Annotated in this window: 14 protein-coding genes; 7 read left to right on the forward strand and 7 right to left on the reverse strand. The window is 45.4% G+C overall.

Annotated features, from left to right (window positions below; genetic code table 11):
* The 4 genes from Q4A84_RS09035 to Q4A84_RS09050 form a co-directional block, all read left to right on the forward strand.
* Positions 1-1,139, forward strand: a 1,139-nt coding sequence (locus tag Q4A84_RS09035) for a type IV secretory system conjugative DNA transfer family protein (RefSeq protein ID WP_303088603.1), incomplete at its 5' end; no start/stop codon positions are given.
* A 38-nt stretch (positions 1,140-1,177) separates the two neighbouring features.
* Positions 1,178-1,720 (forward strand): hypothetical protein, encoded by a 543-nt coding sequence (locus Q4A84_RS09040; RefSeq protein ID WP_303088604.1) that lies wholly within the window; start codon positions 1,178-1,180, stop codon positions 1,718-1,720.
* A gap of 18 nt (positions 1,721-1,738) precedes the next feature.
* The gene (locus Q4A84_RS09045) at positions 1,739-2,737 is read left to right on the forward strand and encodes a glycoside hydrolase family 19 protein (protein ID WP_303088605.1); all 999 of its coding nucleotides are present in this window, start codon (positions 1,739-1,741) and stop codon (positions 2,735-2,737) included.
* Between the two features lie 283 nt (positions 2,738-3,020).
* The gene (locus Q4A84_RS09050) at positions 3,021-3,530 is read left to right on the forward strand and encodes a TrbM/KikA/MpfK family conjugal transfer protein (protein ID WP_303088656.1); all 510 of its coding nucleotides are present in this window, start codon (positions 3,021-3,023) and stop codon (positions 3,528-3,530) included.
* Positions 3,531-3,710: 180 nt separating this feature from the next.
* On the opposite strand, the gene virB11 is transcribed toward Q4A84_RS09050, so the two are convergent.
* The 7 genes from virB11 to Q4A84_RS09085 form a co-directional block, all read right to left on the reverse strand.
* On the reverse strand, positions 3,711-4,727 hold the full coding sequence (gene virB11 / locus Q4A84_RS09055; protein ID WP_303088606.1) for a P-type DNA transfer ATPase VirB11: 1,017 nt from the start codon (positions 4,725-4,727) through the stop codon (positions 3,711-3,713).
* 273 nt (positions 4,728-5,000) lie between these two features.
* Positions 5,001-6,329 carry a hypothetical protein gene (locus tag Q4A84_RS09060; protein ID WP_303088607.1) on the reverse strand — a complete coding sequence of 443 codons (1,329 nt, stop codon included), beginning with the start codon at positions 6,327-6,329 and terminating at the stop codon, positions 5,001-5,003.
* Complete coding sequence (locus tag Q4A84_RS09065) at positions 6,326-6,985, reverse strand: hypothetical protein (protein ID WP_303088608.1); 660 nt, start codon at positions 6,983-6,985, stop codon at positions 6,326-6,328. The genes Q4A84_RS09060 and Q4A84_RS09065 overlap by 4 nt, the downstream gene beginning before the upstream one ends.
* Before the next feature lie 117 nt (positions 6,986-7,102).
* Positions 7,103-7,759 (reverse strand): hypothetical protein, encoded by a 657-nt coding sequence (locus tag Q4A84_RS09070; protein WP_303088609.1) that lies wholly within the window; start codon positions 7,757-7,759, stop codon positions 7,103-7,105.
* Positions 7,760-7,987: 228 nt separating this feature from the next.
* Positions 7,988-9,064 (reverse strand): ABC transporter ATP-binding protein, encoded by a 1,077-nt coding sequence (locus Q4A84_RS09075; protein WP_303088610.1) that lies wholly within the window; start codon positions 9,062-9,064, stop codon positions 7,988-7,990.
* Positions 9,065-9,066: 2 nt separating this feature from the next.
* A complete protein-coding gene (locus tag Q4A84_RS09080) occupies positions 9,067-10,590 on the reverse strand; it encodes an iron ABC transporter permease (protein ID WP_303088611.1) in 1,524 nt (507 codons plus the stop codon).
* A gap of 142 nt (positions 10,591-10,732) precedes the next feature.
* The gene (locus tag Q4A84_RS09085; protein WP_303088612.1) at positions 10,733-11,737 is read right to left on the reverse strand and encodes an iron ABC transporter substrate-binding protein; all 1,005 of its coding nucleotides are present in this window, start codon (positions 11,735-11,737) and stop codon (positions 10,733-10,735) included.
* A 174-nt stretch (positions 11,738-11,911) separates the two neighbouring features.
* Here Q4A84_RS09085 and Q4A84_RS09090 point away from each other — a divergent pair, with 174 nt between their 5' ends.
* The 3 genes from Q4A84_RS09090 (at position 11,912) to Q4A84_RS09100 (ending at position 14,336) form a co-directional block, all read left to right on the forward strand.
* Positions 11,912-12,880, forward strand: coding sequence for a class 1 fructose-bisphosphatase (locus Q4A84_RS09090; RefSeq protein ID WP_303088613.1), 969 nt, complete (start codon positions 11,912-11,914; stop codon positions 12,878-12,880).
* A gap of 161 nt (positions 12,881-13,041) precedes the next feature.
* Entirely contained in the window at positions 13,042-13,605 is a 564-nt protein-coding gene (locus Q4A84_RS09095; protein ID WP_303088614.1) for a peptidylprolyl isomerase, read from the forward strand.
* 167 nt (positions 13,606-13,772) lie between these two features.
* Positions 13,773-14,336 carry a YceI family protein gene (locus tag Q4A84_RS09100; RefSeq protein ID WP_303088615.1) on the forward strand — a complete coding sequence of 188 codons (564 nt, stop codon included), beginning with the start codon at positions 13,773-13,775 and terminating at the stop codon, positions 14,334-14,336.
* Positions 14,337-14,489 lie beyond the last annotated feature (153 nt).

Genomic DNA, 14,489 nt, shown 5'->3' on the forward strand with positions numbered 1-14,489 from the left:
AGGAAGTTTACCTGTTCAACCCGTTTGCCGAAGACGGGCGTACCCATCGCTGGAACCCGTTTACCTATGTTTCAAAGGATAAAAACCAGCGCATATCGGATTTGATGTCGATTGCGGCGATGCTGTATCCGGACGGAGACAGTAAAGACAAGTTTTGGGTGGCGCAGGCAAGAAATGCGTTTTTGGCTTTTTCTTTATTTTTGTTTGATGAAAACGAATATTTAATATCTAGCTACCCTGACTTTGTAGATAATGAACCACCTTGTACGTTGGGTAAGTTATTCCGCCTATCTTCCGGCAATGGTATGGAGTTAAAAGGGTATTTTACACAACTGGCAGAACAAAGCTATCTCAGCACTGCCTGTAAAACTGCTTTTTCAGGGCTGGTTTCTCAAGAGAAAGAAACTTTCGGCTCTATTATGGGTACGTTCAAAGAGCCGTTGAATCCTTGGCTTAATCCTCTGGTTGATGCGGCCACTTCGGCAGACGATTTTTTCTTGACCGATGTCCGCAAAAAGAAAATGACCGTCTACATCGGTATTTTGCCGAATAAACTGGCTGAGTCAAGAGTAATCGTAAACCTGTTTTTCTCCCAGCTGATTAACCAAAACACAAAACAACTTCCTCAAGACAATCCTGCTTTGAAGCACCAATGCCTGTTGCTGATGGATGAATTTACCAGCATCGGCAGGGTGGACATCATTGCCCATGCCGTGAGCTATATGGCGGGCTACAACATCCGGCTATTTCCGATTATTCAATCGGTTGCGCAACTGGATGCGGTTTATGGCAAAGAATATGCGCGCACCATCATTACCAACCATGCCTTGCAGATATTGTATACGCCGAGAGAGCAGCAGGATGCGAACGAATATTCCGAGATGCTGGGCTATACGACGGTTAGGAAACAGAATGTAAGCAAAGGCCGAGAGCGCAGTGTATCGGAGAGTGAAGAGCGAAGGGCTTTGATGCTGCCGCAAGAATTAAAGGCGATGAGCCAAAATAACGAGATTATGATTTACGAAGGGATGGCATATCCTGCTAAGGTTGGTAAGATTCGTTATTACAATGATAAAACGTTTACTTCGAGGTTGAGGAAAGCGGTAATGATAAAACTATTGAACGTAAGTAGTAAATAGATATTTGATTTTTATTGAAATAAAGCAAGGAGTGGATAGTGAAAAAGCTAATGTTTATATTGTTAAATATTACTTCAGCATTTGTGTTTGCAGATACAAATGCTGATATTGTGCAACAATATATCCCAAGAGAACACAAAATATTGTTTTTGTCAGAAAAGGATGTAAGTGGAGATGGATTAGTAGATATATTGTTAGTTACAGAATCAATAGAAAACCCTAAAGAAGGCAGGATTTTTCAAATATTAAAAAAAACAAGTAAATCTTATCAGGTTTTTTTAAATTCTGGAATAATTCCGTGTAAACAATGTGGGGGACCATCAGAAGAACCTACGCTACGTGCGCTTAAATCATATAAAAATGGGTTTCATTTACAAATATTTTATGGAGGGATAAAAAATAGCTTTATTAAAAATTTTGATTTTATTTATTCTGCTAAAAATCATAATTGGTTCCTCAATGAATATAGTTCGGAGAAAATAGATAACATTGAAATTGGGAAAAAACCCATACCTAAGCATAAGCAGTTTTCTGGTTATAAAAAATCTAGACGCTTTGATTTAATTAATAAATATTATTGATATACAGGACGTTTAATAATGGAATTAAATGAACGCCAAGAGGCAATGGTACGTGCAGCTATTAATGAGGGCTTTTCTCCTAAGGAAACAGCAAATTTTATTGCTCAATTAAGTTATGAATCTCATCAATTAGAGAAATTGGATGAGAGTTTTATATATAAATCACAGAATGCAGTTGAAAATATACAGAAAAAAACCCCTTCTGTTTTAAGAAAAGGAAAAGAAGCCTTTGAAGATGCTCGTCAAGAAGCTTTAAATGGACATCCAGAGAAATTAGCAGAATTGATGTATGGAGGAAGAATAGGAAATAACGAAGAAGGAGATGGATGGAAGTATCATGGACGTGGCTATATACAATTAACAGGTAAGGATAATTATAGGGATGTTGGAAATCGTATAAAAGAGGATCTTTTAGGTAACCCAGATTTAGCTAAATCTCCTGAGGTTGCTGCTAAAATTGCTGTGGATTACTGGAAACATAATGTTCCTAACTCTCATAAGGAGGATGTAAGAGAAGCAACTCGTAGTGTTAACGGTGAGGTAGGCAAAGACTTTGTGGATCGTGAGCATTTTTTTGAGGAGTTACAAAAAATATTAACTCCTGATTATTTAGAGAAACTTAAAAATAATGATCATAAAAATCATGAGGCTTCTAACAAGTTAGAGCCCCTTTCTCCTCAAGTACAAAATTTGTATATTGCAGCCAAAGAGCACTTAGAAAACTATTACCAAAGAAATAACCTACCATACGAGAAAGAAGGTTTAGAGAATTCAGCGATGGCACTTGCTGCTTTAGGTTATGTAAAAGGTATGAACGATACACCTCTATTTAACGTTAAAGACGGACAATTTTTAATTGGTGAACGTAATCCGGGTTTAATTACAGCTTCAATGGATGTAGACAAAGCCATTTCCACTCCCGTTGAAGAGAGTATCAACCGTATTCAGCAAGTAGCGCAGGAAGAGCAGAATCGTCAAATCGCGCAAAATCATTCTCCTGAAATGGGCAGGTCTTAATCTTAAGAGTTAGTCGAGAATAAGATGGAAGTCTGTCTAAATATTTTTTAGACAGACTTGTTGTGCTGAAAAAATTTGAAGGAATATCAGCAAAAGCCCAGATCTATAAATTGAATGCTGTTCATAAAATAATTTATGATTATTACTTGCCTTCTAAATTGTTTCAACAGTATTATAGCGAAAGCAGGTTTCATTACTTAAAATTACCCAAACACGAAGGATTATTATGAGATTTTCCACTATAACTGGTATATTTGTTTTTTCTTTGCTTTCGGCTCAGCTAATGGCTAATTCTATTGCCGATAAAGCGAATGAAGCAGTTTCGAAAGAAGAACTTTTAACCGGAGACAAAAAATTAGCTTGTGAAGCTACTTTGTGCTTATCTAGCGGCGACAGACCTTCTGAATGTGAACCATCTATTCGGCGCTATTTCAGTATTCATCATAAACATTTTAAAGATACATTGAATGCACGTCGTGATTTTCTAAAAATGTGCCCGGCTAATGATGAAGAAAATATGCCGGCTTTAGTTGAAGCCTTGGTTAATGGTGCAGGCCGGTGTGATGCGCAAGAGCTGAATCGGGTTAACCGAGCGACTTACGTTGAGAGCGTGCCTGACAGAGTCGGCCGACGTAAAGACTGGTTTTATACCACGAAGCGTATCTCTTACATTCGCAATGCTAAACCGAATTATTGTCGTGCTTACTTTGAACATGGTTGGACAACGGTTGCTGAAAAAGTAAAATATGTTGGAGAAGAGAAAAAAGGTGGACGTTGGGTGGATGTGAAATAGTTATAACTAATTTTTCTTCTATATGGAATAAGACGCAATGGATAATTATTTACGGAAATAATCGCAAATATTGAATTCTATTGTGTTAAACGGCATCCGGTAAGGTTTTCTTCCTTTTTACCAGATGCCGCTTTTTATTTGGCTCGCGATAATATGCTGATACTTATTAGGCAGTTTGTGTTATTTAACTGGATTGAAATCAATGCCTGTAATATAACGCCGCCCAGCATGGGCTTTGATGTGTACTACTATATCAATGGTTTGTTTTAATAGAGTTTTGATTACACCGAATTCGAGTCCGCTTCCTTCTGGAGAGGCTTTAATCATTAACGCCAATTGATCCCATGTTTGTTCTGTGCTACCTGCGTGGCAACTGGTAATGGATCCCGGGTGGCCGGAGGCGCAATTTCGGATGAAATAAAACGATTCATCTCCCCGCAGCTCTGCAAGAATGATTCTATCCGGTTTCATCCGTAAGCAAGATTCCATACAGCTTTTAGCTGATACGTTTGTGCTACTCTGCCCGCCTTTTGAATACAATAAGTGCACAACATTTTTATGGGGAATAAAAAGCTCCCGGGCATCTTCGATACTAATTAAGCGTTCGTCTAAAGGAATATGATTGACCAAGGCTTTCATGAATGTTGTTTTACCGCTACCGGTAGCACCGGAAACCACAACATTCTTTTTATATTCAACAGCTTTTTTGAAGAACATTTCATACTGTTTGCTCTTCTTTAATTCAAGAAGCTCTTTATCGTGCTCGGGTAAATCTCCGCCCAAATCGATAATATGGCTGAAAAAACCATCTTCACTATATTGAGTTAAACTTTTAGTATGCTTTGACGGCAAGCGGATGGTAATTGATGCTTTTCCTGAGTCGCATGCCGGAGGAATAACAAATTGGGCACGCTGACCAGTTGGGAAGGTTAAAGAAACCATAGGATCAGTTTCGGTAATTCTCTGCCCAGTGTTACTTTCATTCACTACAGCTGTACAAAATTGGCGGGCCCTATCAAAGGTTAAGGTATCAACGGGCACTTTTTGCCACCCTTTAGAGGTTTCCAGAAAAACCTCTCCGGGCTGATTAATACAGATCTCTGTAACGTCAGGATCATTGAGAAAAGAAGAGATACCTAAAATATCATATTGATAGTTTAAAAAATCTATTGAAATATTTGAATTAAGTTCGTCCATAATCAGAAAATCTTTAGTAAGAGAAAAATCTATTCGTTTACCCCGAGTATCAAGCGAATAGGAAATTTTGCAGAAAACACCTGCAATTTTTTCATAATATATTTAGTTTGGTAAGCTAATTATAGCATCTAGCAATATTGAAAAGATTGCTTCTTCTGCAAAATCTGCTTGGAATACCTCCTAGTTGGTTTATTTATGAAAAAACAGTGTTTGATATAGAAAAGCCTGTCTGAAAACTTTTCAGACAGGCTTTTTTTAATCTTTTCCACCAATCTAAGAGATGCTTCTACCACGCGATTGCGAATGGTATTCGGCCAGCGCAATTTCACGTTGTTGCGCCTTCTGCGCCAATTCCTGCTCTGCCTGCCGCGACTGAGTAACACTCTCTTCTATGGGCGTTGCAGCAGCTTGGACGGAATCTAAAGAAGCATAGCTCAAAACACCTTGGGGTGTTAAATGCCCTACGGAAAGCAGACCGTCTTCCCTGATATGGAGCGATTGCACATGAGGAACGCGTTCCCGATAAGCGGCAACACCGATTGCTGCCGCCGTTTTATCCGCATCGGCTTCGTTATAAGCGATATCATTTTTTTTATAGAAATCAACCAAATGCGTCTTACACTCTCGGCAAAGCTGCTGTGCCTTTTCAGGCATATCGGCGAGACCCAAGGTAGGTGCGGTTTGGTTGTCTTCCATGGATAAGGGCGAATGTTTACGGATTTCTTTCAGCATCATTTCGGCAGGGCTGAAGCGCATGATGTCGCGGGCTTTCCGATTGACTTCGATACCGCCATGAACGCCTTCTCTGATGCTGGCGACATCGCTGCGAAAATCCTCAATCATATGTTTGTTGTCTTCCGCCAGCGAGCGGGCGTGGCGGAAATTCTGTCGGGAAAGAATCGAATCGGGGCCGACGAAGTTATCGATGGTATGGGCGGCACCCATAGTGGAAGCCGCGGCACCGAAGGCTCGGGTCAGCATTGTGTTGCTTTTATTGTTGTAGCCGTATTCGGCCAGACCGTTGAGCTCTTGCTGCGTAGCGAGAATTACGACTTTGCCGTAATGAGAGCTGGCGGCGGATACGACATCGGCGGCTGTTGAGAAATTGGTAACCATGCTGCCGCCTTCGGGGATGTGATACATGCCTGCGACACCGTAGGCATTGAAGGTCATGCCTTCCTGATGGAAGCGGTAGGCGCAGATTTGGGCGAGTGCGCCACCAAGGGAATGGCCGGTTTGGGTGATTTTGGGAGTGGGAATGCCCAAGTCCCTGTGCAGTGCTTCCGCTTTTTCTATGGCTATTTTAGTGAGTTTGATGGCTTCTTCTGCTTGGCTATTCATGTTATCGGAAACCATATTTATATCAGTTATGGTATCCCGTATATCTTTGAGAGGTGGTTCGGTTCCTCGATGAGCAACGATAATTTCATTGGTGTCGACATCTTGATACACTGTACCTTGATAGCCCGTTTTGGATGGTTCACTGACAGCGATTACTTTATATTTATGATTACCGATAAGAATAGGTTCTTTTGCTACGGTATGATCTTTATAAGCACTGTCTGAAAGATCAGCATATTGCTGTTTCGTAATTTGCATCATGACTTGAACTCCTCAATAGCAACGGTTATGCTGAATAAATTCCCTTGCCTATCTGTACTATATTTGGTTGGGGAATCAGTGCCGTAAGAAACAACATCTTCGTTGTTATATCTTGAGCCGTCTTCATTCTTAAAATAAGGATAACCACCTTTCCAATAATATTTGGTTAGTGTTTTTCTCTCTTGTAATTCATTTAAAAAATCCCCAAAATTGAATTCTGTTTCTTCTGGTTTGCCTGTTGCTTTAAGTGCGAAGCCGAAACCTTCGGGCTTCCAATGACAAACACCCTTTCCAAAATAGTCTTCATCTTGCATTGCATCTAAATAAACAATAGTCTCATACTTAAATTCTCCTATTTGAAGAATTTTAGTTTGAATACGCTTATAAGGTTCTGTTGAAGCCCCTTCTAAAGAGTTAATAATATATGAGCAATTTTGAGCTTTGTAGCCTACATCCATATTCCCCGTTAACCTTAAAGGCCCGGGCGCATCGTTGATTTTGATTTTAATGCGGTAGGCTTTTGTAGGGTGCGGGTTGAGTTGGAAACGCTTTTCAGTCTGCTCTTGAATGCTCATACGGTTCTCCGACCCGCCGCAGGCGCTTAGGCTGGCGGCGGATAATAAGGTGGCGGTTAGAAGGGAAGTAAAGGGTTTCATAAAGGCTCTTTCTTTACGAATGGATAATCACGCTATTCGAGGCTTTCAGACAGCCTGATTATCAATCCGTTGGGTAAATAAATTTTGATACGAAGCGAGCATTTTGTTGTCTTGTAGTCATGACTTCATTTCCTCGAGTGTAATAGTTATATTAAATAAATCTTTTTGCTTATCTGTACTGTATTTAGTTGGAGAATCAGAGCCATAAGACACTACATCGTCATCATATTTCGAGCCATTCTCATCCTTAAGATAAGGATATGCACCTTTCCAATAATATTTAGTTAGCGTTTTTTGCTCTATCAAATCTTCCATCACATCACTGATGCTAAACCTTGTTTCTTCAGGTTTTCCCGTGGCATTGAATGCCCCGCCGAACCCATCAGGTTTCCAATGACAAACACCCTTTCCAAAGTAGTCTTCATCTTGCACAGCGTCAGAATAGAAAATAACTTCATATTCATCATGCCCAATTGGACGAGCTTTATAATTAACGTATTTGGTGGGCTCTGCTGACGCGCCTTCAAGTTCATTAATGACATAAGAACAGTTTCTGGCCATATATCGGATATAAATATCTCCGGTTAGCTTCAAAGGCCCGGGGGCATCGTTGATTTTAATTTTAATGCGATAGGCTTTTGTAGGATGCGGGTTGAGTTGGAAACGCTTTTCAGTCTGCTCTTGAATGCTCATACGGTTCTCCGACCCGCCGCAGGCGCTCAGGCTGGCGGCGGATAATAAGGCTGCGGTTAGAAGGGAAGTAAAGGGTTTCATAAAGGCTCTTTCTTTACGAATGGATAATCACGCTATTCGAGGCTTTCAGACAGCCTGATTATCCATTATTTGGCAGGGCATTCGATTGGTATTCCATAGGCGGTTTTAGGCTTCGATAATAGTGCCGATATTTTAAAAATACAATTTGCGTGTTTTTGAAAACGGCACGGATTGAGTTGTATTGAATCAAGGGAATCATTGCTTTTCAGACAGGCTTTATTAATTTCTTTATTGTACTGCCGGATAAAACAACCCTGTTCCGCGTAGTTGCAGGTTGAGGGTTTGCCCTGCGGCGGTTTGGGTTTGGTAGTTGCTTTCGAGCATTAATGGGGTGCCGTTGGCGTTGAGGTGAAGTATGGTGGTTTTGCCTTGAAATTCGATTTGTTCAACTGTTGCGGTGATTGTGTTTGGTTGGTCTGGTGTGTTGCTGGTGGGGATAAATTGTTCGGGGCGGAGCAGTAGGGTGCCGTTTTGGTTGGCCGCGGCAGGGTTGGGGCTGATGGCGATGATGCCGAGCGTGCAGCGGACGTTGCTGCCGGAGGCGTCGGCTTGGGCCGGCAGGGTAATGCTCTCGCCGATAAATTCGGCTGTAGCCAGATGCTGAGGCGACCAATACAGTGTTTGCGGATTGCCTGTTTGTAATATCCGGCCTTGTTGGAGCATGGCGATTTGGTCGGCGTAACGCAAGGCTTCGTCGCGGTCGTGGGTAACGAAGATGGCGCTGGTGCGGCTTTGGCGCAGCGCGGCAAGCATGTCGTGGCGGATTTGTTGGCGCAGGTGTTCGTCTAGCGCGGAAAACGGTTCGTCTAACAGAATCAGCTCGGGGGAAGGGGCGAGGGCGCGGGCGAGGGCGACGCGTTGTTGTTGCCCGCCGGAAAGTTCGTGAGGCATGCGTTTGGCCAGCTCGGTGATGCCGGTTAGCGCCATGACTTCGTTAATGCGCGTGCGCTCGGCATCGGTTTTGCCTTTGCCGTTGCCCAGCCCGTAGGCGATGTTGCGGTAGACGTTGAGGTGTGGAAAGAGTATGCCTTCTTGTACGACGTAGCCCAGATGGCGCAAGCGGGTGGGTATGTGGATTTGGGCGGATGCGATGGTTTGGTTGTGTAGCAAGATTTCGCCGCTGTCGGGGCGTTCGAAGCCGGCGATGGTGCGCAATAGTGTGGTTTTGCCGCAGCCGGAGGGGCCGATTAAAAAGAGAATTTCGCCCGGGTTTAAGGTGAGCGAGATGTCTTGCAATACGGCGGTATCGCCGAATTTTTTGTATAGGTGGCTGATGGAGAGCAGAGGGGCGGGTGATGTGGTCATGGTTATTTAAAGGCGTATTTTTTTAACAGGAAAACGGGGATGCCGGAAAACAATACCAACATGATGGCGTAGGGCGTGGCAGCGGCATACTGGGCGTCGCTGGTGTATTCCCAAACGGCGGTGGAAAGGGTTTTGATGTCGTCGGGCGTAAGCAGCAGCGTGGCGGTCAATTCTTTCATGAGATTGAGGAAGACCAGTGCGAAAGCGGCGGCAATGCCGGGCAGGATGGCGGGAACAATCAGGGTGCGGAAGATATAGAAATTGCCGCGCCCTAAGGTTTGGGCAACTTTCTCAATGTTTTCGGGCAGCATTTCCAGCGTGCTACGCAGCGTGGTTTGGGCCATCGGCAGGTAAAGCATGAAATAAGCCGCAACGACGACGAAAAAGGTTTGGTACAGCGGGCGGGCATAATTGATGCTGAAATAGACCAGCGAGAGCGCGATAACCAAGCCGGGCACGGCATGCAGCAGATAGGGCAGGCGATCCACCCATACGGTTAACCGGCTTTGGTAGCGCACGGCGGCCCACACTAGTGGCAGCGCAGCCAGTACGGTAACGGCGGCACCGAGCGCCGAGATGATGAGTGAATGGGTAAAAGCATCGAAAAAGGCCGAATATTGCCATGCGTTTTGACCGGATGTGCCGATAACCAGCCAATATAAGAGTGTGCTGACCGGCACGCCTATGCTAAGAATGAACAGTGCGCTGAAAAATATCATCAACAGTATTTGTTTGCCTGGTTTGAGTGGCTTGACAGGATAAGGCCGTAAAACGCCTTTGCCGCTGTGATAGCGTTTGGCTTTGCCGCGAAACAGGATTTCCGCCGATACAACGATAAAGCATACCGCCAGCAGCACGGCAGAGAGCAGTGCGGCGGTCGCGTTGTTGAATGACATCTCATATTCTTGAAAAATGGCGGTGGTAAAGGTTTGGTAGTTTAGGATGGAAACGGCGCCGAACTCAACCAGCATGTGCAATGCAATCAATAAGATGCTGCTGCCGATGGCGGGTTTGAGCTGAGGGAAAACGCTGTGAAAAAAAGTATAGGCCGAGCTTTTCCCCAGCGACAGGCTTACTTCTTCAAAGGAGCGGTCGAGCCGCTTTAGTGTGGCGGCAACGGGCAGGTAGGCCAAGGGAAACGAACTCAGGGTCATAATCATAATGGTGCCCCAAAAACCTTCTACGCGGAAGGTCAGGCTAATCCATGTGAAACAGCTTACAAAGGCGGGCACGCATAAGGGCAATGTCATTGCGACTTGAAAAAACGCTTTGCCCCAAAAGCGGTAACGCTCCAGCCAGAACGCGCATAGTGTGCCGATAACGATGGAAAAAAAGGTAACCAAAAGCATCAGCAGCAAGGTGTTGCTGAGCAAATCCCACATACGTGGCCGCCATAAAAGCGCCATGCTGCGCGCCCAGCCGACATCGGCGGTACGCAACAATACATATAGAAAAGGCAGCGTGAGCGGCAGGCTGATGATGAGAATCAGCAGAGTCAGGGCAAGGGGCGGGCGACGCGACGGCATGAAATGTATCTCGGGCAGGGTTTCAGACAGGCTTTTGGCGCTTGAAAAGCAACATACTCGGGGTTAGCCCGAGTATGTTGAATAGAACCAGTACGAGCCGGTTGCTTTAAAATAGCTTATGCCTGAAATCAGGCGGTTTTAATTATTTCAGCCCGGCTTTTTCCAACAGTTTGTTGGCGTTTTCTTGGTCGGCCGCGGTTGAAGTGGGCACGGCAGGCGCTTGCAGCTGATTGTAAGGCATCATATTGAAGCCTGATTTCACGTCGGCGCGCAACGGATATTCCGCCCGAGCCTGCACCAGTGCCTGCATACCTTTTTTGCCGGCCATGAAATCAACAAATTTTTGCGCTTCGGCTTTGTTTTTTGAGCCTTTTAGCACGGCCGCGCCAGAATAGGTAACCAATGCGCCCGGGTCTTGATGGCGGATAAAATTCAGGCGGGAATTGATTTTGTCGGCTCCGCCTTTTTCTTTGGCATAGGCATACCAATAGTAGTTGTTAATCAGTGCGGCGGGCACTTCGCCGTTTTCCACTGCTTGCAACGCTACGGTGTTTTTGGCATACAATTTGCCGTTTTCTTTCAATCCTTCCAGCCATTTCAATGCGGCGGCTTCGCCTTTGAGTTTGGTAATGGCAATCACTTGCTCTAGGAAGGCGCCCGAAGTCGGTACGTAACCGATGCGGTTTTTCCATTTGGGCGTAGCGTAATCCAATACGGATTTGGCCAGATCTTTTTCGGAGATTTGGTTTTTGTTATAAACCACGACGCGCGCACGGCCGCTGAGGGCAATCCAATCTTTGTTTGGCGCTTGCGGCACGCCTTTATATTGTGCGGTTTGCTTGATGGTGCTGGCCGGTAGAGGCTCCAATAAGCCGGCTTGGGATAAGCTGACCAACGGCGGAATCTGCTCGGAATAGAATACGTCGGCCGGCGTTTTTGCACCTTCTTCTTTCAATTGGCCGGCGAGCTGCTCGCTTTTGCCGCTGTTGAGCGTGACTTTAATTCCGGTTTCTTTGGTAAACGCATCGGCAATGGCTTGCGTGGCTTCTTTGTGCTGGCCGTTGTATACGGTAATGTCGGCAAAGCTGGCGCCGGAAAGCATCAAGGAAGCGGCGAGGGCGGCCAGTTGATAACTACGAAATTTCATTTCTTGATTCCTTTGTAATCTTATGTAAGTGAGCCCGATTATAGGCCATACTAAAATCGAATACAAATAATTCCTGTCTTTGTTTGCTTTAATGCCTGTCTGAAAATTGTTTTCGGGTAGCGTTTATATTAAACTACATCTGATTACACCAACCACAGCCATAGCGAGAATATTATGCAAACTTTTTCCTCTTTTCTTCAGCAGCATCTGACCGCACACAATCTGCCTGTTGCGCTCGGCAGCGTTTTGGAATCGACTGTTGCGGCTTGTGTCGACATCAGTGAAAAAGTTCGCCAAGGCGCGCTGGCCGGGATTTTGGGCGAGGCCGGCTCGGGCAACGTGCAGGGCGAGGAGCAGAAAAAATTGGACGTTATCGCCAACCGGTTGCTGATTGAGCGGCTGCAAGCCAATCCTGCCGTTGCCGGGCTGGCCAGCGAGGAGGAAGATACTTTCGTTTCCTGCCATGAAAACGGCGGTTATTTGGTTTTGTTCGATCCGCTTGACGGTTCTTCCAATATCGACGTGAATATTTCCGTCGGTACGATTTTTTCCGTGCTTGCCAAGCCCGAAGGGCCGTTGGAAACTGCATCTTTCCTGCAAAAAGGGCGGGCGCAAGTGGCCAGCGGCTATGTGCTGTACGGGCCTCAGACCCAGCTTGTGTTTACGGTAAAACACGGTGTGTTTGTTTTTACCTTGAATGCGCAAAACGAATTTATTCTGACGCAGGAAACCCCGCGCGTACCCGAGCAAACTAAAGAATATGCCATCAATGCTTCCAACCAGCGCCATTGGTTCGCACCCGTGCAGCAATACGTTAAACTTCTGCTGGCGGGCGACACCGGCGCGCGCGGCAAAAACTATAATATGCGCTGGGTGGCCAGCATGGTGGCGGAAATTCACCGTATTCTGATGCGCGGCGGCGTGTTTCTTTATCCGGCCGACAAACGCGACCCTTCCAAACCGGGCAAACTCCGTCTGATGTATGAAGCCAATCCGTTAAGCCTGATTATTGAGCAGGCGGGCGGCAGCAGCAGCAATGCGATGCAGAATATGCTGGATATCAGCCCGGAAGGCCTGCACCAGCGCGTGGCCGTGGTGATCGGCAGCAAGGAAGAAGTGGAATATGTAAACGGATTACATTGATTGCGTCGATATTCAAGTTTGTTGCGGCAATGCCTGTCTGAAAAAGCGGAATACATTTTTCAGACAGGCATTTGTTTGTTTTTACATTATAAAAACACAAGCCAACCTGCATCTTCAGCATAATTTCGGCACAATAAAAATTCAGACCGAAAGGACAATAAATGAAAGCACTGCATTTGGTTGCAGCTATCGCTATCGGGCTCGTTACGCTGGTTGTTCACGCAGAAACGCGCGCCGAAATCGACACAAACATGGGAACGATCAAACTCTCGCTCGACGAACAGAAAGCGCCCAAAACCGTGGCGAACTTCGTGAAATATGCCGACAAAGGCTTTTATAACGGCACGGTTTTTCACCGTGTGATCGACGGTTTTATGATTCAGGGCGGCGGCTTCACGCCGGACTTGGCGCAAAAATCAACGGAAAAAGCCATTAGCAACGAAGCGGCCAATGGGCTGAAAAACAGCAAAGGCACCATCGCCATGGCACGCACCGCGCTGCCCAATTCGGCCACCAGCCAGTTTTTCATCAATCTGGCGGATAATGATTTCCTTAATCGGCGTGGCAGCGACATCCGCAATGCCGGCTATGCCGTTTTCGGCAAAGTAACCGACGGTATGGATGTGGTGGAGCGCATTGCCAAAGTGCAAACCACCGACCGCGCCCAGCATCAGAACGTACCGGTCGAGCCAGTCATTATCAAAAAGGTAACCATTCTGAAATAGCCGCCTGATTTAGATATGATAGGGTTTGCCAATGCCTGTCTGAAAGTTTTCAGACAGGCATTGGCTTATTGATGATTAATCAGTATTTTCTATCGGGCAATTTACCCGATTTTCGGTTTCGGCTAGAATGAAATTTCCTATCATTTTCTCTACATCAGGAGCCTAATATGAAAAAAGCCCTTATTGCCGCCTTGTTTGCCGTCATGGCCGCCGGCGCCGGCGCCGCCAGCTATAAAATCGACCATTTCCATACCAACGCCCGTTTCAATATCGACCATTTCGGCACTAGCACCAATGTCGGCGGTTTCTACGGGTTAAACGGCACCTTGGAATTCGATCCGGCCAAACGCCAAGGCTCGGTCGACCTGACCATTCCGGTCAGCACCTTGCAAACCGGCAGCTTGGAATTTACCAATCATCTGAAATCGGCTTCTTTGTTTAACGCTGAAAAATTCCCTGAAATGCGTTTTGTGTCGACCAAATTTAATTTCAACGGCAAAAAACTGCTTTCCGTTGATGGCAACCTGACGATGCTGGGCAAAACCCAGCCAGTTAAGCTGAAAGCGGAGAAATTCAACTGCTATGACAGCCCCGTGCTGAAAACACAAGCCTGCGGCGGCGATTTCACCACCACCATCGACCGCACCAAATGGGGCATGGATTATCTGGTGAAAGAAGGCATGAGCAAGCAAGTCAAGCTCAACATCCAAATCGAAGCCGGCAAACAATAAGCGAATTGCCCGCAGCAAATGCCTGTCTGAACGTTTTCAGACAGGCATTTTTAAAGCCCGATGAAACGTAAACAATGCAGCGCCATTCCCTCGATGCTTTAAGAAAACGCCGATTCTTGGCATAATAAACGCTTTCTTTCTCTCAAAGCCCCC

Origin of the sequence: Neisseria sp. (assembly GCF_030527965.1) — a bacterium.
Taxonomy (GTDB): domain Bacteria; phylum Pseudomonadota; class Gammaproteobacteria; order Burkholderiales; family Neisseriaceae; genus Neisseria.

Coding starts and splice junctions, on each gene's coding strand:
- Q4A84_RS09045 (WP_303088605.1), top strand. CDS start 1,739: ATGGAATTAAATGAACGCCAAGAGGCAATGGTACGTGCAGCTATTAAT.
- Q4A84_RS09050 (WP_303088656.1), top strand. CDS start 3,021: ATGGCTAATTCTATTGCCGATAAAGCGAATGAAGCAGTTTCGAAAGAA.
- virB11 (WP_303088606.1), bottom strand. CDS start 4,727: ATGGACGAACTTAATTCAAATATTTCAATAGATTTTTTAAACTATCAA.
- Q4A84_RS09060 (WP_303088607.1), bottom strand. CDS start 6,329: ATGATGCAAATTACGAAACAGCAATATGCTGATCTTTCAGACAGTGCT.
- Q4A84_RS09065 (WP_303088608.1), bottom strand. CDS start 6,985: ATGAAACCCTTTACTTCCCTTCTAACCGCCACCTTATTATCCGCCGCC.
- Q4A84_RS09070 (WP_303088609.1), bottom strand. CDS start 7,759: ATGAAACCCTTTACTTCCCTTCTAACCGCAGCCTTATTATCCGCCGCC.
- Q4A84_RS09075 (WP_303088610.1), bottom strand. CDS start 9,064: ATGACCACATCACCCGCCCCTCTGCTCTCCATCAGCCACCTATACAAA.
- Q4A84_RS09080 (WP_303088611.1), bottom strand. CDS start 10,590: ATGCCGTCGCGTCGCCCGCCCCTTGCCCTGACTCTGCTGATTCTCATC.
- Q4A84_RS09085 (WP_303088612.1), bottom strand. CDS start 11,737: ATGAAATTTCGTAGTTATCAACTGGCCGCCCTCGCCGCTTCCTTGATG.
- Q4A84_RS09090 (WP_303088613.1), top strand. CDS start 11,912: ATGCAAACTTTTTCCTCTTTTCTTCAGCAGCATCTGACCGCACACAAT.
- Q4A84_RS09095 (WP_303088614.1), top strand. CDS start 13,042: ATGAAAGCACTGCATTTGGTTGCAGCTATCGCTATCGGGCTCGTTACG.
- Q4A84_RS09100 (WP_303088615.1), top strand. CDS start 13,773: ATGAAAAAAGCCCTTATTGCCGCCTTGTTTGCCGTCATGGCCGCCGGC.